This is a genomic window from Chthoniobacterales bacterium (genome assembly GCA_035274845.1).
GTDB lineage: Bacteria > Verrucomicrobiota > Verrucomicrobiia > Chthoniobacterales > UBA10450 > AV80.
On sequence record DATENU010000006.1, the window covers coordinates 18,213 to 37,554 of the forward strand.

15 protein-coding genes are annotated in these 19,342 nt (G+C 58.8%); 5 read left to right on the forward strand and 10 right to left on the reverse strand.

Features of this window, described 5'->3' with window-relative positions:
• Positions 1–29: 29 nt before the first annotated feature.
• From VJU77_02130 to VJU77_02145, 4 genes are all read right to left on the reverse strand, one after another.
• On the reverse strand, positions 30–1,337 hold the full coding sequence (locus VJU77_02130) for an amidohydrolase family protein (protein ID HKP02134.1): 1,308 nt from the start codon (positions 1,335–1,337) through the stop codon (positions 30–32).
• Positions 1,334–4,477, reverse strand: a complete 3,144-nt coding sequence (locus VJU77_02135) for an amidohydrolase family protein (protein HKP02135.1) — start codon at positions 4,475–4,477, stop codon at positions 1,334–1,336. Before VJU77_02135 ends, VJU77_02130 begins: the two co-directional genes overlap by 4 nt.
• A 271-nt stretch (positions 4,478–4,748) precedes the next feature.
• Entirely contained in the window at positions 4,749–5,504 is a 756-nt protein-coding gene (locus VJU77_02140; GenBank protein HKP02136.1) for a 3-oxoacyl-ACP reductase family protein, read from the reverse strand.
• Positions 5,501–6,019 (reverse strand): hypothetical protein, encoded by a 519-nt coding sequence (locus VJU77_02145; protein ID HKP02137.1) that lies wholly within the window; start codon positions 6,017–6,019, stop codon positions 5,501–5,503. The genes VJU77_02140 and VJU77_02145 overlap by 4 nt, the downstream gene beginning before the upstream one ends.
• A gap of 63 nt (positions 6,020–6,082) precedes the next feature.
• On the opposite strand from VJU77_02145, the gene VJU77_02150 reads away from it, so the two are divergent.
• Both VJU77_02150 and VJU77_02155 read left to right on the forward strand, forming a co-directional pair.
• A complete protein-coding gene (locus VJU77_02150) occupies positions 6,083–7,219 on the forward strand; it encodes a cobalamin-dependent protein (GenBank protein ID HKP02138.1) in 1,137 nt (378 codons plus the stop codon).
• A gap of 84 nt (positions 7,220–7,303) precedes the next feature.
• Positions 7,304–9,157: a methylmalonyl-CoA mutase family protein gene (locus tag VJU77_02155; protein ID HKP02139.1), complete on the forward strand. Its 1,854-nt coding sequence runs from the start codon at positions 7,304–7,306 to the stop codon at positions 9,155–9,157.
• A gap of 78 nt (positions 9,158–9,235) precedes the next feature.
• Here the strand turns inward: VJU77_02155 and VJU77_02160 are convergent, their stop codons facing one another.
• From VJU77_02160 to VJU77_02170, 3 genes are all read right to left on the reverse strand, one after another.
• The gene (locus tag VJU77_02160) at positions 9,236–10,687 is read right to left on the reverse strand and encodes an amidohydrolase family protein (GenBank protein HKP02140.1); all 1,452 of its coding nucleotides are present in this window, start codon (positions 10,685–10,687) and stop codon (positions 9,236–9,238) included.
• 131 nt (positions 10,688–10,818) lie between these two features.
• Positions 10,819–11,250, reverse strand: coding sequence for a hypothetical protein (locus VJU77_02165; GenBank protein ID HKP02141.1), 432 nt, complete (start codon positions 11,248–11,250; stop codon positions 10,819–10,821).
• An 88-nt stretch (positions 11,251–11,338) separates the two neighbouring features.
• Entirely contained in the window at positions 11,339–11,920 is a 582-nt protein-coding gene (locus VJU77_02170; protein HKP02142.1) for a PadR family transcriptional regulator, read from the reverse strand.
• Positions 11,921–11,985: 65 nt separating this feature from the next.
• Here VJU77_02170 and VJU77_02175 point away from each other — a divergent pair, with 65 nt between their 5' ends.
• Together VJU77_02175 and VJU77_02180 are read left to right on the forward strand one after the other, a co-directional pair.
• Complete coding sequence (locus VJU77_02175) at positions 11,986–12,663, forward strand: DUF2306 domain-containing protein (protein HKP02143.1); 678 nt, start codon at positions 11,986–11,988, stop codon at positions 12,661–12,663.
• Between the two features lie 63 nt (positions 12,664–12,726).
• Positions 12,727–14,112, forward strand: coding sequence for an MFS transporter (locus VJU77_02180; GenBank protein ID HKP02144.1), 1,386 nt, complete (start codon positions 12,727–12,729; stop codon positions 14,110–14,112).
• Here VJU77_02180 and VJU77_02185 read toward each other — a convergent pair.
• The 3 genes from VJU77_02185 to VJU77_02195 form a co-directional block, all read right to left on the reverse strand.
• The gene (locus VJU77_02185; protein HKP02145.1) at positions 14,002–15,456 is read right to left on the reverse strand and encodes a TIGR00366 family protein; all 1,455 of its coding nucleotides are present in this window, start codon (positions 15,454–15,456) and stop codon (positions 14,002–14,004) included. The genes VJU77_02180 and VJU77_02185 overlap by 111 nt on opposite strands.
• A 304-nt stretch (positions 15,457–15,760) precedes the next feature.
• Entirely contained in the window at positions 15,761–16,009 is a 249-nt protein-coding gene (locus VJU77_02190) for a hypothetical protein (GenBank protein HKP02146.1), read from the reverse strand.
• Positions 16,010–16,026: 17 nt separating this feature from the next.
• Positions 16,027–17,382, reverse strand: a complete 1,356-nt coding sequence (locus tag VJU77_02195) for a 3-oxoacid CoA-transferase subunit B (protein HKP02147.1) — start codon at positions 17,380–17,382, stop codon at positions 16,027–16,029.
• Positions 17,383–17,575: 193 nt separating this feature from the next.
• Here VJU77_02195 and VJU77_02200 point away from each other — a divergent pair, with 193 nt between their 5' ends.
• Positions 17,576–18,892, forward strand: coding sequence for a Fic family protein (locus VJU77_02200; protein HKP02148.1), 1,317 nt, complete (start codon positions 17,576–17,578; stop codon positions 18,890–18,892).
• Positions 18,893–19,342 lie beyond the last annotated feature (450 nt).

The window sequence follows — 19,342 nt, forward strand, 5'->3', positions numbered from 1 at the left end:
CGCGGACATCGCAGCGCGATGTCCCTACCTTATTTGCGGCGATATTTCTCCTGGTACTTGTCTCGCAACCGGGTCTGTCGATTCGATAAGTCGATCTTGCGTCCGTCGATGAAAGCCGCCTCAACCTGGGTCGGGAAATCGAGCGGATCGCCATTAGTAACAATCAGAGTCGCTGCCTTTCCGGTCTCGAGCGAGCCGAGGCGGTCGGCCACTCCGAGGATCTGTGCCGGATAAAGCGTCACAGCCTTGAGCGCCGCTTCCTTTGGCAGCCCATATCCCGCGGCGAGCCCGGCCTCGTAGCCGACATTGCGCTCGTTCGTCTCCGCGCCGCGTCCATTCGAGGCGATGCAAAACCGGACGCCGGCCTGCTGCAATTTCGCGGCACTGCTCCAGGCGCTGTCGTAATCGTCGTCCCGCCGTGGCGGCAGACTCGTGGCCGGGCCGAGGATGACGGGCACTTCGCTCTCTTTAAGTTGCGCTGCCAGTCGCCAGGCATCGTCGCCGTCCACCAGCACGATCTTCAGCTGCATCTCTTTCGCCCAGGCCAGCGCCGTCTGGATTTGCGCGAGGGTGCTGGCATGGACGAACAACGGTAACTTGCCGTCGAATACCGGCATCAACGCTTCCCACCGCAAATCTGCTTTGAAATCCGGCCCTGGGTTTTTCCGCGCCTGCCAGTAAGCCCGCGCGATTTGGAAGGCGTCGCGGATTTGCTTCTGCGCCTTCTCCATTTCCTTCTGCTGATCCTTGACCGATTTCCGCGCCCGGGGGCGGCGATCGATCGTCAGGTTCGGCCAGCGCAAATGCATCGCGGCCGGCGAAAGCACCGTCATCTCCTCCGGCGTCCATCCATCGAGCCGGAGCACGGCCGATTGCCCGGAGATGATTCCGCCTTCAGGAACCGAAAGCGCCGTTAAAACTCCGGCGGCGCGCGCCACCGGGATCAATTCGCTGTCCGGATTCACGCTCGTAATGCTGCGAACATTCGGATTGAGCCCGCCCGATTCCTCGACGTCCACCGTCGCGCGGACCGCCCCGATCTCGACCAGGCCCAGGACGGTGTTGGCGTTGATCAGTCCGGGGTAAACATGTTTGCCATTCGCCTCGATCACGTCCGCGCCCGACGGAATGGCGACATCGGCCCCGATCGCCGTGATCTTGCCGTTCTCGAAAACGATCGTGCCGGCCGGAATGTCCGGGCCGCTTATGGGATGGATCGTCGCGCCTTTGATGGCGGCTGCTTTTGTCTGCGGGGGCGCCGGAATCGTGTCCGAGGCGTTGAGCGTCCCGGTTACGCAGAGGGCCACTAACAAGAGAATTTGGGAACGGCGGCTCATTCTCGCGCGTCCTCCTGGCAGGTGTGTTTGTCGCGGCCATCTCCGTAGATTGGCGCCAGTTCGTGGTCGCGGTGACGCTGATGCGCGGAAATCTTCGGCGGTTCTTTGTCGTCCTTCTTCTCGCCGTCGCCTTTCTCGCCCGAGCCAATTTCTTTCATCCGCTCAACGAGCGCTTTCTGGACGAGCGCTTCGCGTTGCGCGGCGAAATTCTTCCGGGCTTCCGCGTCCTCTCCGCGATCAAAGTATTTCCGGCCATCGATCCAGGTCTGCTGGACTCGCGAATAATTGGAAAGCGGATTGCCGCTCCAAATGACGAAATCGGCGTCCTTGCCGTTTTCGAGCGAGCCGGTTTTTCCATCGATGCGCAATTGTTTCGCGGAATTAATCGTCACCAGCTTCAAGGCCTCTTCCGGCGAGAGGCCGCCATACTTCATCGACTTCGCTGCCTCGGTGTTGAGCCTGCGGGCGAGATCAGCGCTGTCGGAGTTGACGGAGGTCAGCACTCCGTTGTCATGCATCATGGCGGCATTGTTCGGAATGGCGTCGTAAACCTCGAACTTGTAGCCCCACCAATCCGCGAACGTCGACCCGCCGACGCCATCCTTCGCCATGACGTCGGCGACTTTGTATCCCTCGAGAATGTGCTGCAGGGTGCCCACCTTGATCTTGAACTCGCGCGCCACGCTGAGGAACGCCAGGATCTCGTCCTGGCGATACGAGTGGCAATGAATCAGCCGCTTGCCGCTGATGATTTCCGAAATGGCTTCGAGCTGGAGATCACGGCGAACCGGGAGGCCCTGTTTCTTCTTCAGCGCGGCGTCGTATTCGAGCGCGGCCCGGAAACGATCCCGCATGATCTGTTCAACGCCCATCCGCGTCTGCGGGTAGCGTGTCCTGAATTTGTCGCCCCAGTTCGATTGCTTGACGTTTTCGCCCAGGGCGAACTTCACTCCCGGCATTGCGTCCGCGAATTTCAATTCTTCGGGAAGCGCGCCCCAGCGGAACTTGATTACCTGGTTCTGGCCGCCCATCGGATTGGCGGAGCCGTGCAAAACGTTCGCGGTGGTTACGCCGCCAGCCAGCTCGCGATAAAGGCCGATATCGGTTGGGTCGAGAACGTCACCGATGCGCACTTCGCAGGTGACTGCATGGCTCGATTCATTCACGCCGCGGCTGATCGCGGTGTGAGAGTGGCAATCGATAATCCCGGGCGTGACGTGCAATTCCTTGCCGTCGATGACCGCCGCGCCACCTGGCGCCTTCAACCCGGGGCCTACGGCCGAAATTTTTCCAGCCGTCACCAGAAGATCTGCGTTTTGCAGGGTGCCTTGAGGACCCGAGGTCCAAATCGTCGCACCCTGGACCAGGACTGTCTTGGGTTGGTCCGGCAGGGCCGCGCGGCCGAAGGCACCGGCCGGAAAGGTCTCGGGAAAATCGAGGGGTTTATCGAGCGGCGATGGTTTTTCGTCCGGCTTTTTCGTGGGGGTAAACGCCGCGGTCCGTTTCGCGTTCCACCGCACCGTCGTTAGCCCGGGCGCATCGCCGGTGCCGGCAATCGTTTCGCCAGCAATCTGCCCCGTCAATCGGATCGAACCTTCGCCTTTGTCGAATAACTTCGCCGGCGCGACAACCAGAACCGTGTCCTCTTTCACCGAGACCGTCGCCTTTTCGCCGCCGACTTTCGCGTCAAGCTTCTCGACCTTGCCTTCAATCACGAGCGGCAATGTCTTGCCTTCCGCGGTCAGCTCCCACGTTCCGCGCACGTCGCGCTCACGAGCCTGATCGGTGTCGTAATATCGCCCGTCGATCCAGGTAGTGACGATCTTCGCGTCATCTCCAAAAAGATCGCCGGTCGCCACGACGAGGTTCGCGATCCTCCCCGCAGCGATAGAACCCAGCCGGTCGGCTACGCCGAACATTTCCGCCGGCGTGCTGGTCAAGGCCGCCAAGGCCGCGTCTTTGCTCAATCCGCGTCGAACGGCGAGCCGTAACCGTGACCAAAAATCCTTCTCCGGTTTTTCCAGCTTCTCAGTGGTGAAGGCAAAAGGGATGCCTGCTTCCGCGAGCCGGGCCGGATTGCTGGGCGCGCGGTCCCAGTGCTGCAAGTCGTCGAGTTCAACCTCCAGGGCTTGCTCCGGCCGTTCGATCTCAGGCGGTTTTGGAAAATCGAGCGGCAGAATAATTGCCGGCTTTTTCTCGGCGAGCGCTTTCCGAATCCGATACTCATAGCCGTTCCCAAAAAGAATCGGCTTCAATTTGAACTCCTCCGCGATCCGCATCGCCCGCAGCAGATCAAGCTCGTCTTCGGCCTCGAAGACGGCGGGATTGCGCTGCGCCTGTTCCGCCAATGCCGCCAGGCTCGCATTCGATTCCGGCCGTTCCGTCGTTGCCGGGTTTTTCCGATAAGCTTCCTGCGCCGCCTGATACCACGACGCGTCGAGCAAACTCTGCCGGATCAGCGCGATGCTGCCCATGAGCGAGTTCGGATAACCGCGGTCGCCTTCCCGATCGAATTCGAAAGCAACGTGCTGCGCGACCAGTGGCGAAACCACCATCGTATCGACGTCCGATTCCTGGAGGTTGATCAGCGCGCTCGAGCCGCGAAAAATTCCGCGCCCGGGAACGATCAGCGCGCTGGTGAACCCGAGGTCGCGCAACGCCCGGGTGCCTTTCTTGTCGAGATTAAGATAATCGGCCGCTCTTCGCTCCGGAGTGACGTGCGAATTCCAGGAATGCATCCCTTTTGCGCTTTCGCGCGGGACTTCTTTCGGCTTCGCGTTGGGATCGTCCGGGTCGACATCGTTGCGGACCGGTTCCGGCTTGAGCGTTTCCGGCAAATCGAGGCGGCTGTAAGCATCGATGAATCCGGGATAGATCGTTTTTCCAGTGAGATCCCAAACCCGCGCTTCCGCCGGAATCTTAACGTCGGGTCCCGCCTCGGCGATCAGCCCATCGCGGATGAGGACCGTGCCTTTCTCGATCGTTTTGCCAGGTGCCGCGACGATGCGCGCATTGGTGAGGGCATGAACCCGCGGGTCGTTTTCACGAATGCCCTGCCTCGGAACCGTCGTTACCTGGGCCGAACCGGAAACCGCCAGAGAGAGCGCAGCTGCAACCCAGGAAAGTCGAGACAACCTCATGACAGGAGTTGCAGGCTAGCTGGACGGAGGCCTGAAACAAGCCGCAATTACACCGGGCCGCTGGTGCTTGGGAACGAGGGAATCAAACAACGTGTCGTCGCTAAAACAAGGAGGGGCGCTTTCCAAACCGCCCTCGTTCCCAAGCTCCGGCTTGGGGGCGCAATTGTCTTCGAAGCTGCCGCTTCGCGATTCGCGCCATGTCCCATGCCGGCATCGCCCCTCGAAGCAAAGCTTCGCAGATTGACGCATTCCATGTAGGGGCAGCGCCACCTTATCCCATGTAAAACCCGCCGTTCACGTTCAAGACGTGACCGGTGATATAGGAGGCCATGGGTGAGCAAAGAAATAACGCGGCATCGACGATGTTTTCGGCGTCGCCCAGGCGGCCGAGCGGGATTTGCTTGATGAAGTTCGCCGTCACTTCGTCCGGCATTCCTTTGCTCATGCCGACATCGATGAAGCCAGGCGCAATGGCGTTCACGGTGATGTTTTGCCGGGCGAACTCGCGCGCGGAAACCTTCGTCAGCGCGACGATCGCGGCCTTGCTCGATGAATAATTGGCCTGACCGAACAGTCCCATTTGCCCGCTGACCGACGACAGGTTCACGATCCGGCCATCTTTTCGGAGAATGCCCGTGGCTTTTTGAGTGACGTTGAAAGTGCCGGCGAGATTGACGCGAACGACGCTCTCGAACTCTTCTAACGTCAGTTTCTTAATGGTGCGGTCGCGAATGATGCCGGAATTATTGATGAGGATATCGAGACCGCCAAATTTGTCCGCGATCGTTTTGATCATGGCCTCGACCTGATTTGGCTGGGTGACATCGCAGTCAATTACGAGCGGATCCTTCAGGTCCCCGGCGACCGCATCCGCGTCGGCTTTGTTCTGACCGGCGGGATCGGTGATGTAATTCAGGACGCATTGGGCGCCGCGCCGGCCGAAGGCCTTGATCATCTCCGCGCCGAGCCCGCGGGAACTCCCGGTTACGAGGACGACTTTGCCGGTGAAATCGAGTGGATCGGTCATTGGGGAAGTTGAGAGTTGGGAGTTGAGAGTTGAGAGCCGGAGAATCTGCTCACGATTAATGCAATCGGTAGTCCGATTAGCAACATGTGCACGCACACAGCGACCAAATCTCGGGATAAGGAAGGGTGTACGACCGGATAGGCGAGGGGCATGACGATCCAATACATAAAGCCGTAGACAACTACGCCGTAAAGCATCCCGGAAACGATGGGATGTTGCGTTAGGAACACACGTTTGCGGCTCGCGGCGTAGAAAACAGTCGCCACCACAAAGGCAATGAAGAAATGGATGGCGAGCCCCAACCCGGCCGTCGCCAGGCCGCCGTTGATGGCCGCTTCCCGACCAATCAAACCGGCGGCGACTCCCTGCAAAACGCGAATTGGACCGACGCCCTTGGGGTAACCAAGAATGAAGGCCGAGCTGATATCCAGAACTCCCGCCACTAATCCCGCCCACCCGATGACCGGGATAGCCTGCGATTCTTCAGTTGCCGGTGCGGAAGCATCTGTCCTCATGCGCGGACGTTAGGCGGAAAGGGCGTTGCTCGACAAGCGATTGCCGTTAAGATTTCAAACTCCATGGCCGCTCCGATTCGAGTTCTCACTGCTGTCCCGATTTGCGACGGGCATGACAGCGCGATCAACACCATCAATCTGGAATTTATCCGGCACGGCATCGAGGTGGTCTATCTCGGTTACCACCGTTACGCGGACGACATCGTGCGCGCGGCCATCCAGGAAGATGTGCGTGCGATCGGCATATCGAGCTACAACGGGGGACACATCGAATTTTTTGCGGAGGTGGTGCGGCAACTGAAGAAGCGCGGGGCCGACGATATCAAGGTCTTTGGCGGCGGTGGCGGCACCATCACTCACGACGACCAGCGCGTGATGCAAAAGCGCGGAGTGGACCAGATTTTCTTCGCCGGAACCTCGCTCACCGAGATGGTGCAATGGGTTCACAAACGCTACGGCAAGGGACATAAACACGGGGGCCGAAAAGGCGCGCCCGCTGACATGCAATTGGCGCGAAAGCTCACCGAGATCGAAGACCGCTATGCGAACGACAAACGCGCAAAGAAGAAAATTGAAAATCGAAAATCGAAATTCGAAAATACAAAGGTGATGGGGTTTACTGGGCCGGGCGGAGCAGGCAAGACGACGCTGATCGATGAGCTGGTGTTGCGGTTGTTGAATCGGGAGCCGAAGGCGCGGATCGCGATTCTTTCTCACGATCCAAGCGTTGTCGGCGAAGGGGCGTTGCTCGGCGATCGCGCCACGATGATCAACTCGCAGCACGATCGCGTTTTCATGCGCAGTATGGCGACACGCGGCCAGGCGGGGGGCCTTTCCCCCGCGACGGAAGATTGCCTCAAACTCCTGGCTCAAAGCGGGTTTCAATATGTCATTATCGAGACCGTCGGGACGGGCCAGGAAGCGATGCCGTTTCAAAACAAACTGGTCGACCAAACGGTCCTGGTGATGAATCCGGATTACGGCGCGCGCCTCCAATTGCAAAAGATCGTCATGCTCGATTTAGCCGACATCGTGGTCGTAAACAAAAGTGACCAGGAGCGGGCGAAGACGGCCATGAGCGAGATCGAGCGCCGGCTTGAAGGCAACAAGCGGAAGCAGCAATTGGTCGCGACCGTCGCAAAACGCCATCGCGATCCGGGCGTGGATAAACTTTGTGATTTATTGACGATGGAGAGGTAGGGACGGCGCGCTGCGCCGTCCGCGGTGGCCGACGATCGGACGCCGCAGCGCGGCGTCCCTACCAAAAAGGCGGAGAAAAATATTATGAGCAAGCTAGGCCGGGTAGTCGAAGCGGTGGAGAAGTACAACGCGTTCGTTGAGAGCGAAGTGAAACGCGCGCGGACCGACAAAAAGTTCGGCGACGAGATGCTGAACCGCTGGAACGAGATCAAAGCCAAAATCCCTGTCGGCACCGCGCCCACCGGTTTGAAGTTGCCGCGGCTCGCCCTGCCGGAGATCGACGAAGCCGGAGACATCACCCGCTACCTGTTAGGCGACGGTTTGCCAGGCGAATTCCCGTTTCTGAATGGCGCCTATCGCGAAATGTATCTCGAGCCGTTGCACCAGCCCGCGATGGAAACGGGCACCTACGAGAAGAACGGGCATGGCGCGAAGTCGAAACTCAATGGCAGCAAGAACGGCGCACGCAACGGGACCGTGGCCAAACCGCAGGTGGCGGAAGAGCCGACGCGTTTGTTTTCCGGCCTGATGCTGGCGGAGGACACAAACGAGCGTTTCCATTTCCTCGGACGCCATCAACGTTCCAAACGCCTGAGCACCGCTTTTGACGGCCCGACGCTTTACGGCATCGATTCCGATGCGCCAGGAATCCTGGGTAAAATCGGCGAGGGCGGGGTCGCGGTCGATACCGTGGAGGACATGGTCCGGCTTTATGACGGGTTCGATCTCGGCTCGCCGGATTTCTCCGCCTCAATGACGATCAGCGGCCCGGCGCCGATCATCATGGCGATGTATATCGCAGCCGCGAAACGCCGGTTCGGCCCCGGCGTTGTCCCGAAACTTCGCGGCACCATCCAGGCGGACATTTTCAAGGAAGTGCAGGCGCAAAACGAAACCATCTTCCCGGTCGAAGCGTCGCTCCGGTTCCTGACCGACATGATGGAATTCACTACCCGCGAGATGCCGCGCTGGTATCCGGTTTCCATCAGCGGTTATCACATCGGCGAAGCGGGCTCGACGCCGGTCCAGCAAGCGGCTTACACGCTGTCGAACGGTTTCGCTTACGCCGAAATGATGGCGGCCCGCGGAATCTCCGTCGATGACTTCGGCCCGCGGCTCTCCTTCTTCCTCGATTGCGGGTTGGACGTCGAATACATCGCGCTCACTCGCGTGTCCCGGCGGATCTGGGCGATCGGGATGCGGGACGCGTTCGGCGCCGGTCACAAGGCGCAGATGTTCAAAGTGCACACCCAGACGAGCGGCCGCTCGCTCGTGGCGGCGGAGTTCAAGAACAACCTCACCCGCACCGCCGCTGAGCTGATGCTTTCCTACATGAACGGCACAAACTCCTGCCACTCGAACAGCGCCGACGAGCCGTTCACGACCCCGAGCGAAGAATGGATCCGCCTCGCCGCGCACGGCCAGGCCATCCTTCTGGATGAGTCCGGCATTTTCAAACACACCATGAACATGCTGAGCGGTTCTCCTGGAATGAAGGCCGTCGAACGAGCGGTCGAAGCCGCAATCCTGGAGGAATTTCGCGAAATCGAGCGGCTCGGGGGCGTGATGGGGGCGGTGGAAAATCGTTACCAGCGCAGCCAGATCCAGACCGCGGCCCATCGTTACGAGCAGCAGATTTACAATGGCGTCCGTCCGATCATCGCCCTGAATAAGTACCGCAACGACAGCGAAGAAATGCCGGAATTCGAGCTGGCCCGCACGCCGCGGGCCAGGCAGCAATTGCAAGTCGATCGGTTGAAGCAGTTCAAGAAAAAGAATGCCGCCAAGGCGGAGAAAGCGCTCGAGAAACTGGCCGCGGTCGTGGAGACCGACGAGAATTGTTTCCCGGCCCTCCTCGAAGCAGTGGAGGTTTGCTCGTTAGGCCAGATCAGCGAACGGCTCCAGGAAGTCGTCGGACGTTTTCGTCCGATGGTGTAGCGCGCTCTCGATGGCCGGATAGGGACTCATCCTACGCTATCGCCGTAACGTGCAAGATTGTCGATTTTGACCGGCCCGTCATGGGCATGACGTTAGTTCCGATGGGGCCAGGCCCGATGGTTTCAATGCCTTGGTGATTGCGTCCACCGTATCCTTCCACGATCTCGGAGGTTTTCCCGGTAGTGGGTTCTCGGTTTCCAGGTCGAGGAATTTCTTCGTGCCACAGAGAGAAACTGGCTCCAGACGGGCGTTTGGAGCTACGCCTTGCATGAGGTCCTCGTCGCCATACATCGGGCGTCCCCCGACAACGACAAGTCTGATATCGGTAGGCCGAGCGTTCAGCAACGCTCGATATGGATCCGTCTGTTGACTGCCAACGACGAGAAGATCGGCGAAGTAACCGGGCTTCAAGCTCCCGACCTTGTCGTCCAGCCTGGCCAATTTCGCGGGATTGACGGTGACCATCTCGACCAATTCGGCGTCAGTGAACACTCTGGGATTTTGCCCGGCGTTCCACACCGCGGCATAATTCAATTCCTCCAGAGTCCCGTCACTGCCAGACGGACTCCAGTCGGGCGCTAAAGCGATTTTGACCTGGCTCTGCTTTGCTGCACGCACGTCCGTGGTCTCGCCATACAGTTCGATGTTGCTGCGGGGAGACCAGATCAACCCGACTTGGGCCTTTGCCATTTCGACGAACTCAGGCTGACGGAGAGCGACGCCGTGGATGATGGAGACGCCGGCCCGGACAAAGCCGCGGGCCCTGAACATGCGGAACTCCCGCGCGGCGCTCGCGTCGTTGGATTTTCCTTCCGCGAGATGAACCACCAAGGCATAATGTTGCTGAGGATCGGCCAGGTTATCGTTTATTTTTTTTACATCATCGTTCGTGAGCTCGAGAGGAAATACTGCGTTCCTTAATTCCTCCTCTTTGCCGGCAGGATACATTCCCGAGTAGGAGTTCAAATTCCTGGCCAACCCTTTGATGCACGGGTCGACCTTGGGATCGCCCAGGCTGTCGACTACGGAAGTCGCTCCGCCGACGATAGCTTTTACTTCGCCGTATCGGTTAGCATCGCAGGCCAGCTCTTCCTGGGCCGGCGGGCGCGTGGGAGAGGGCGATGGATTTGAGACGACCTGGTCGTGGGGAGTCCTTAGGGCCAGGGAGTATTCGGGGATTTGCTGCCATTCGTATCGATTGGCAAACTTTTGGCCTGGTTTCCAGCGCGGCAGGAAATTCCAAGTGATGTGATCGTGAAGATCAATCAGGCCCGGATAGATAAGCGCTTTCGTTTCAATGACCTTGGTCCCGTTGGGAAGCGGTATGTCTTTTCCCATCGCCTGGATCTTGTCGCCGACCACAAGAATGGCTCCGTCTTCGACGATCTCGGTCGGGGTAACAAGAGTTCCTTTGAGAGCATATCCGCCGGAATTGCTGTTATTATCAGCAGCCGCGGCCTGAAGGCAGGCCGAGATCACAGTTAAGGAGCAAAAAAAGATGCGCCGGCGCAGCAGAAATATGATTTTCATAGTTCCTCCGATCCAAAGGAGCGTGGAGAAAAGTTGACGCCCCTCAACATATCAAGCAGAACCTGATCGTCTTCATGATAGCGCGTTTGATAACGCCTTCGCCTCGTAGCGAACTCCTCCACATTCAGGAATTACTTTTTCCCCGCTGATTTCAGGCGCATGCTGTCACGGTAGAAAGCCGCCGCGCGCGGGTCGGCCACGTGAGTTGCCTTCATCGAGACAATTATGTCGTTGCCGGCGCGCTTGATTGTTCCCGTGCCGGAATTTCCGAAGCTGTCTTCGAACTTGAAGGTCAGCATGTCTTTGCCGGAAGCCTTCGCCGGACCCTGGCCTTCCGGCGCGGCGCCATGGCCATCGTTGTTGGCGGCGTCGAAGGAAACCTGAATGGCGCCTCCTGATTGCTCGATCGTCAGCTGAAAGACGGCTTTGCCGCCCATGAAATTCTTGTCGGCATATTGACCGGCCCAACTGGGATCGGCGGCCCGGGCGGAGAATGTGGCCATGACCGAAAGGAAAAGAACGCTGAGCGAATATCGGAATGCGAATGAGAGCGGCGTGTTCATGCGCAGAATATCCTCCGAATAGGAGTCCGTTGCCAGCGTGAATGAACGGTCTTGCGCGGTCCCGTCCTCTTTGGGACGCCACGCGCCGCTACCTTTTCTTCTTTACGCGGCGGCTCCTATGGTCTCGATCCATTTTCTTCAACTTCTGCTCGCTTTGATCGCACCATTTGACCAGGGCCCCGCTCACTTCCTTTCCATAGTGAAGAGTCATGAGCCAATAGGGTGAGTTTGGATCTCCGGCATATTTGGATCGGATGCCTTTTTCAAGGACCTGGTATTTCTCGAGCAGTTCGAGCTGGATTTCCCGGAACTGTTCGACGTGTTTCAGATTGGTCGTGGCGGGAACCTCTTCGCCAAAAAACAGTTTCAACAGAAACTCGTTGCGCTGCACTTTGGGGACGGCGCCTTTGCTCAACCACTCCCGCAGTTCCGCGCGCCCGCGGGCGGTCAACTCGTAGACGTGGCGATCGGGCTTACCCGATTGGCGCTCGACGGTTTTGTCTACCAGCTTTTCGGAGACCAAGCGCTTCAGGATGGGATAAATTTGGCCGTAGCTCTCGCTCCAAAAATTGCTGATGCTTTCTTCGATCCCCTTCTTGATGTCGTAGCCGGACATGGGGCAGATGCTGAGCATTCCCAGGATGGCGTAGCGGCTTTTGGTTTCTTTCATGTATTGACAGGATATATATCTAACTGATATATCGGGAGTCGAGCCACCGAGAGGAGTTTTGCATCATGGATAGTCTTCCCGTATTCAGCCTCGCGCGCGCGGTCCACATCTTTTTCGGCAGTATTGCTTTGTTTGTCGCTCCAGCCGCCATGCTCACGCGCAAAGGGGGCCTCTCCCATCGGCGCTGGGGCAAGATCTATTTCTGCTCGATGGCTGGCGTCGCCGTGACCGCCGTGGTCATGTCCTTCATTCGTTCCGGGCTGTTTTTTGTTCTCCTCGCGCTCTTTAGTTTTTACCTGGCTTTCACCGGTTACCGGATCTTGTACCGGAAGACACCGCAACAAGGCGCGACCGGGATCGATTGGGCGGCGGTTTCCATGGTGCTCTTCGGCAGTGTTTCGCTGGTGGTTTACGGCGGTTGTCTGATGCTGACGTCGAACTTCGGGACTGTCGCTATCGTATTTGGGATTATCGGACTGTACTTTGGAGTCACGGACGTCCGCGCGTTTTATCACCCGCCGACTGACAAACAGGCCTGGTGGTTCACACATATGAGGAGAATGCTCGCCGCTTACATCGCCACGGTCACGGCGTTTTCCGTCGTGAACTTTCACTTTCTGCCGCCCATCGCGCGCTGGCTCTGGCCCACTGCCATTGGGACGCTGGGTATCATTCTCTGGGTGGGATATTATGAAAGGCGGTTCGCGCGCGCCCGCGCTCCAAGCGGTGCGGTCGGGCCCTGAGTCGAGCCACCGACTGGGATTCCAATTGTGAGCCTGATGGCGCGCGCGCTATGCTCCGCGCCAATGGTTTTGTTGCCGCCAACCGGCGGAGAAAGCGCGCGCTCCCAAATTGCGTGGCGGCTCCTGCCTTTTCTTTTTCTTCTCTACGTCGCGAACTTTCTTGATCGCACCAGCATTGCCTACGCGACCCTCGGGATGGAAGGAGACCTGGGCCTGAGCGACTCGGTTTTCGGCACGGCCAGTGGAATTTTCTTCCTTGGATATCTTGGTTTGCAAATCCCCGGGGCACTTCTGGTCGAACGCTGGAGCGCCAGGCTTCTCCTGGCGATAACCCTGATCACCTGGGGAGGCCTGACAGCATTGACCGGTTTTGTGCGAACTCCGGCGGAGCTTTACGGGGCGCGTTTCCTTCTTGGCGCCGCGGAGGCAGGGTTTTTCCCCGGCAGTATTGTCTATCTTTCCCACTGGTTCATTTATCGGGACAGGGCCAAGGCGGTCGCGCTGTTCATGGCCGCGGTTCCGGTAGCTTCCATTCTGGGCGGGCCTCTGGCAGGCGCGATTCTCGGCGTTCATTGGCTCGGAACTCCCGGATGGCGCTGGCTGTTCTTTCTGGAAGGGATTCCGGCCGTTTTGTTGGGAATCGCGACCCTGTTTGTTTTGCCCGACCGGCCTGAAGAAGCGCGCTGGCTGCGGGCGGATCAACGCGATTGGCTGGCGGCCCGCCTCGCGGAAGAGCGGCAGGGGAAGGCGCAGGCAGAGCGAATGACAGCCTGGCAGGCGCTCAGGCAGCCGTCCGTGGTGTTGCTCACAGTAGGCCTCTTCTTTTGTTATTCGGGGGGATACGCCTTTTGGTTTTGGATGCCCACCTTCCTCCAGCGCCTCACCGGCTGGACTGATGTGCAACGCATTGGCTGGATCGGCGCGATTCCTTTTGTCGCCGGGCTCATCGGAATGTTGTTGGTGGGCTGGAACTCGGACCGGACCCACGAGCGGCGCTGGCATTTCGCCATTCCCCAATTGACCGCGGCGCTGGCGCTGGGGGCGTGGTTTCTTGTTCCGCATTCAGACGTGTTGCTTATCGTGATATTTGCTTTGATCGGTTTCGGCACGACCGCTTATCTGCCCGCGTTTTGGTCGCTTCCCTCTTCCTTTCTGACCAGCTCGGCAGCTGCGGCGACGATCGGCTTCATCAATTGCATCGCCAGCATCGGCGGATTCGTCGGGCCGAAAGTGGTCGGGGACCTGAGTCAGGCCACCGGTTCATTCAGCACGCCGTTCTTGTTCATGATCGCGTGTTGGACGATCGCGGCGGTGTTGGTGCTCGCCTGCCCGCGCCGGCTACAGCGGATACGAGAGGGTCGCCCCGAGAATGGTGACGAGCAGCAGCACGACGGGCACGAGCACGAGAAAGACGACAAAGGTGTAGCCCATGACATCGCGCGCGCGTAGGCCAAAAAGGCCGAGGATCGGCAGCATCCAGAAAGGCTGCACCAGGTTGGCGAGCGCTTCGCCGAGGTCGTAGGAAGCGACCACCCAACCGAGGTGCACCTTCAGTTCGTGCGCGGCCGCCATGACGTACGGCGCTTCGACGACCCATTTCGAGCCGCCTGACGGCACGAACACGCCCAGCACAGCGGAGTAAATCGCGACAATCGCGGGGAAGGTCTTCGCGTTCGAGATGCCGACGAATGCATGGGCGATCTGCTGGCTGAGATGGGTAGAAGTAATGATGCCCGCGATGCCGGCGTAAAACGGGAATTGAAGAATCACGCCCCACACCGCAGGCGTGGCGCTTTGCACGGCGTGCATGAGACGCGCCGGCGTTTTGTGGAGAAGAAAGCCGAGGAGCAGGAACGCGAGATTGACGGTGTTGAGATTGATCGCGTTCAGCGGCTCGCTGGCCTGCATGAAATAACGCACCAGATAGGTGCCGCCGATCAGGACGATCAGCCAGTTGAGGATCGGCGATTGTTCGAGCCACTGGCCTGGCGTTCGGCGGGTTGGGGCCGGCGCTGCCATGACCTCGGACTCACCGAGAGCGATGCCGAGCAATTGCGCCGTTTTCGCGCGCCCAGCGGGCGGTGTCACCAGCCACATGACCGCCGTTACGAGCGCGATTTCGATCACGACTGACACGATGCTTTGCCAAAGAAAAATCGTGTGCTGGAAAGAGATGATTCCTCCGGGGACGAGCCCGCCGGCCGCCACGATGTCGCGGATTTGTGGCTGGAGCGCCCCGGGGGTGGCCATCTGGAGCGCAGCCGATCCACTCAATCCCTGGGCCCAGACGCTCCCGATTCCGAGAAAACTGGCGGCGGCCAGAGCTCGGTAATCCACGCCGGCAACGCGGCGCGCGATCTCCTTTGCGAGAACGGCGCTGAAGATCAGGCTGAAACCCCAGTTCAACCACGAGCTCGCCATGGCGAAGAGCGCCACCAGCGCGACCGCGTTGCGCGGAGTCGTCGGCCAGGCGGCGAGCGCCCGGATGACCCGCCCGACCGGCGGCGAAGTCGCGAGAACGTGCCCCGTGATAATGATGAGCGCCATCTGGAGCGTGAACGGGATCAATTCCCAAAAGCCTTTGCCCCAGGCGTCGATCACCTGCGGCACCGTCGACGGCGTGCAGGCAACCCCCGCAACCACCACGATCACCGTCGCGATGAGCGCAAAGATAAACGCGTCCGGCACCCAGCGCTCCGTCCAATCCGTCATCGCCAGCGCGATCCGGGCAAGCAACCCCGGCTGCTCCTCGATATCCTTCGAGCTTCTTCTGGATATCGCTTCGTCCCGCATCAGACCGCAAGATTGCCCCCGCGCAGTGGCTCGCTCAACTTTTATGTCGGGAAGCGTTGATCGAACGCTTTGTGTGTTCCGATCCAGAACCAAAGCCAGTCGTCCCCGCGGCGTAACGCGACCGCCCGAACGTCCCGTGTTACCCGGACTGACCACGCGCGCGGATCAGCGCGCAGTCGCTCGAGACGAAGACTCGGATGGGCCGGGCTCGTGGTGAACAGCAGAAATGCTATGCGTGCCGCGGATTGGATATCCGGCCGGAGTTCACGATAAAGCTGCCAAAATTCCGGCGCGACCCGCGAGATCACGCGTGCAAGTCGAAATCCCCTTCAGCGACCTTCGGAAACGGGCGCGAATCGTGAGTAAGCTCCGCGTCATAGAGGTTGAGAAGTTCAGTCAGGGCTGGCCGCGGCTTATCGTCTTGCGTAATGCGTTCCCATTCGGAGTCGCCGGCAAATTCCGGAAATAACTGGGGGATGTGTTGAACTAGTTTGTCGCGCTCGGAGGGCGACAACGAGCGGATCGCATTCTCAATTTCTTGAGCGGTGCTCACGTCGTAAGTTTAGAACTCTAGCGCGTCAACGCAACGTCGAACGGAGCGCCGGTCTTGGCGCGAATGTCGTCGACGGTCGAGCCGGGCTGAAGCTCGATGAGAACGAGGCCGCCGCCCTGTTTTACCTCGAAGACAGCCAGCTCGGTGATGATCAGATTGACGACCCCTTTGCCGGTGATGGGCAGAGTGCATTCCTTCAGGATCTTCGGGCTGCCGTCTTTCGACGTGTGCTCCATTACCGCGACGACGCGCTTCACTCCCGCGACGAGGTCCATCGCGCCGCCCGGGCCCTTCACCATTTTTCCGGGGATCATCCAGTTCGCGATGTCGCCGCGGTCGGTGACTTCGAACGCGCCGAGAATGGCCAAATCGATGTGACCGCCGCGGATCTGGCCGAAAGAATCGGCGCTGGAGAAGAAGGCGGAGCCCGGCATCGTCGTGATCGTCTGCTTCCCGGCATTGATGAGATCCGGATCTTCTTTCCCCGGTTCGGGGAATGGCCCGATGCCGAGCAGTCCATTCTCCGATTGCAGGATCACATTCATTCCTGCCGGGATGTAATTTGCGACCAGGGTCGGGATGCCGATGCCGAGATTGACGTAGTAACCATCGCGCAGCTCCTGCGCGGCACGTTTCGCCAGCAGGTCGCGCACGGTTGAGCCTGCCTTCGCGACGGCGGCGCCCTGGACGGTTCGGAATTCGATCCGTTTCTCGTAGTTCGTCCCCTGGATGATTCGGTCGACGAAAATGCCGGGCGTGTGAATCTGGTCCGGCTCCAGCTCGCCGGGTTCCACCAGTTCCTCAACTTCCGCCACGCAAATCTTCCCGCAGGTCGCGATCATCGGATTGAAATTCCGCGACGTCATTCGGTAAACGAGGTTGCCGGACTTGTCGCCCTTCCAGGCCTTCACCAGCGAAACTTCCGCGGTAATGCCCGGCTCGAGGACGTATTCGAGGTCGCCGAATATTTTCGTTTCCTTGCCCTCGGTCAGTTTCGTTCCGAGACCGGTCCGGGTGTAAAATCCGGGAATGCCCGCGCCGCCCGCGCGGAGCCGCTCCGCCAGCGTCCCCTGCGGGATCAATTCCAGGTCGAGCTCACCCGAGAGCACCTGGCGCTCGAACTCCTTGTTCTCGCCGACATACGACGCCATGACCTTCTTCACCTGCCGGGCGGGGAGCAAAACCCCCATGCCGAACCCGTCCACGCCGGCGTTATTGCCCACGATGGTCAGGCCTTTCACCCCGCTCTCGTGCAACGCCGCGATCAGGTTTTCCGGAATTCCGCAGAGCCCGAAACCGCCAGCGGCAATGGTCATGTTATCGTGCAGCAGCCCCTCAAGCGCCGCCTTGGCGTCGGAATAAACTTTGTTCATGCGGAGGGAAATCTAACCACGGATTCCGCGGATGAGCACGGATGAATTCGATGGCGGCGTCGGCTGGACCTTTCGCCTGAGAGGTGGCAACATAATAATTCGTTCTACCGGGGGAGGACTTTCGACGGTATGGTAGCTGACTCCGGTCGATAAACGGAGCACCGAAACGCTTCATACTTGGTTATCAATCCACGTGCGCGAAACAACAAAAAAGCTTCAAGAAAAGTGGATGGCTGCCCAGCCATTGAAAGCTGAAGACGATCGTCGCCTATGGGAGAAGTTTCGGTTGGAGTGGAACTACAATTCCAACCACATCGAAGGTAACACCCTGACATACGGAGAAACTGAATTACTTCTGTTTCAGGGGCAAACGACCGGCACGCACGCAATCCGGGAATACGAAGAGATGAAGGCGCACGACGTCGCTATCGCCCACGTCCGTGAACTGGCTGAGTCCTCCAAACTGATAACAGAAGCGGACGTCCGAAACTTGAACAAGATCATCTTGAAAGAGCCATTCTGGAAAGTCGCAACAACAGAATCGGGCGAACCAACGCGGAAGCAGATCATCCCAGGAACCTATAAGGAGACTCCTAATAACGTTAGAACTGCAACCAACGAACTCTTTCAGTTTGCCACCCCCTTAGAGACTCCAGGCAAGATGAAGGAATTGGTGGAATGGTTGAAAAAGGAACTCATTAAGACCCGTCTGGGGCCGCTCTCCCTCGCTGCACACCTCCATCACCGTTTCGTTTTGATCCACCCGTTTGATGACGGCAACGGCCGAGTTGCCAGACTCCTTTCTAATTATGTCTTCCTGAGAAACGATTTGCCGCCGATAATTGTAAAATCAACCGACAAGGCAAATTATCTCGGTGCTTTGCGTCTTGCCGACGTAGGTCAACTTGATCCGCTAATCAATTATTTTGAGGAGCAGCTCGAGTGGTCCTTGGAAATTGGTCTGAACGCCGCAGCCGGAAATAGCGTTGAGGAACTCAGTGACATTGAAAAGGAAGTTGCACTGTTCGTTCGCGGGCAGGATGTCAATCGACCGCCAGTATTGCGACGATCACCGCAGGTGGTAATGGAGTTTTACAAGAGCGGTCTAGAAAACCTCATCTCCAAGTTTGAGGCAAAAGTGAGTCAGCTTGGTCCTCTTTTTGCGGAGCTGCATCTCGAACTATCGCCGCGCGTTTCCGCGGATCACTTACCTTGGCGGGTGGCGCTGATGGAAGGGTTCAACCACCCCAATCTCGTGAACCAGGATTCCTACAATTTTTTCTTCCGCTTGAGAGGCTACAAAGGCCAGGCGCCTCAACCGTTTGACATAAACGTGCCGCTTGTTGTTCGACTCCAAGATTTCCAGTGTTTGATACAAAGCCAGGGAGTGGTAGACCTGCGCAAGTTGTATTCGGAACCTATCTTAACTGACGAAGCGGACGCCTTTGCGACGGAGGCGCTCAAGCATGCATTCTCGCAAGTGAAGCAGCAGTCGGGGGCGACGGCGTAGGTCTATGCGAGCAACGCTTCCGAAGGGAAGCCGGGAGGGTCAAAGCTACCTATCGACACAGATCATCGCTCTGCAAGCGTGAGAATAATATGCGATTCGCCGGAGGCCTCGGGTTCCTGATCGGACGAGTTTTCGGATACGCGGAAGCCGCATTTTTGCAGAACGCGTATCGACGCGAGGTTGTGTCTGGCCACACCGGCGGAGAGTGGCCGCCTCTGTTCCAGACAAAGAAACGCCGAGAGCGCTTCGCTGGCAATGCCTCGTCCCCACAGGGCGCGGTCGATCCAATAACCGATCTCGCGTTTCCCTTCGAGCAGGAAGCTGGCGATGTGTCCCGCTACCTGCCCATCAGCGACGATAGTCTTTTCAGATTGTTCTCATCCGCCTGGATCTTGGCCCAATGCTGGTCGAACTCACCCCGTTCGCGCGAACGGAATACAACCAGCGCCA

Bases quoted from the DNA above. Each gene is read 5' to 3' on its own strand.
- VJU77_02130 (HKP02134.1), bottom strand. From the start codon at position 1,337: ATGAGCCGCCGTTCCCAAATTCTCTTGTTAGTGGCCCTCTGCGTAACC.
- VJU77_02135 (HKP02135.1), bottom strand. From the start codon at position 4,477: ATGAGGTTGTCTCGACTTTCCTGGGTTGCAGCTGCGCTCTCTCTGGCG.
- VJU77_02140 (HKP02136.1), bottom strand. From the start codon at position 5,504: ATGACCGATCCACTCGATTTCACCGGCAAAGTCGTCCTCGTAACCGGG.
- VJU77_02145 (HKP02137.1), bottom strand. From the start codon at position 6,019: ATGAGGACAGATGCTTCCGCACCGGCAACTGAAGAATCGCAGGCTATC.
- VJU77_02150 (HKP02138.1), top strand. From the start codon at position 6,083: ATGGCCGCTCCGATTCGAGTTCTCACTGCTGTCCCGATTTGCGACGGG.
- VJU77_02155 (HKP02139.1), top strand. From the start codon at position 7,304: ATGAGCAAGCTAGGCCGGGTAGTCGAAGCGGTGGAGAAGTACAACGCG.
- VJU77_02160 (HKP02140.1), bottom strand. From the start codon at position 10,687: ATGAAAATCATATTTCTGCTGCGCCGGCGCATCTTTTTTTGCTCCTTA.
- VJU77_02165 (HKP02141.1), bottom strand. From the start codon at position 11,250: ATGAACACGCCGCTCTCATTCGCATTCCGATATTCGCTCAGCGTTCTT.
- VJU77_02170 (HKP02142.1), bottom strand. From the start codon at position 11,920: ATGAAAGAAACCAAAAGCCGCTACGCCATCCTGGGAATGCTCAGCATC.
- VJU77_02175 (HKP02143.1), top strand. From the start codon at position 11,986: ATGGATAGTCTTCCCGTATTCAGCCTCGCGCGCGCGGTCCACATCTTT.
- VJU77_02180 (HKP02144.1), top strand. From the start codon at position 12,727: ATGGTTTTGTTGCCGCCAACCGGCGGAGAAAGCGCGCGCTCCCAAATT.
- VJU77_02185 (HKP02145.1), bottom strand. From the start codon at position 15,456: ATGCGGGACGAAGCGATATCCAGAAGAAGCTCGAAGGATATCGAGGAG.
- VJU77_02195 (HKP02147.1), bottom strand. From the start codon at position 17,382: ATGAACAAAGTTTATTCCGACGCCAAGGCGGCGCTTGAGGGGCTGCTG.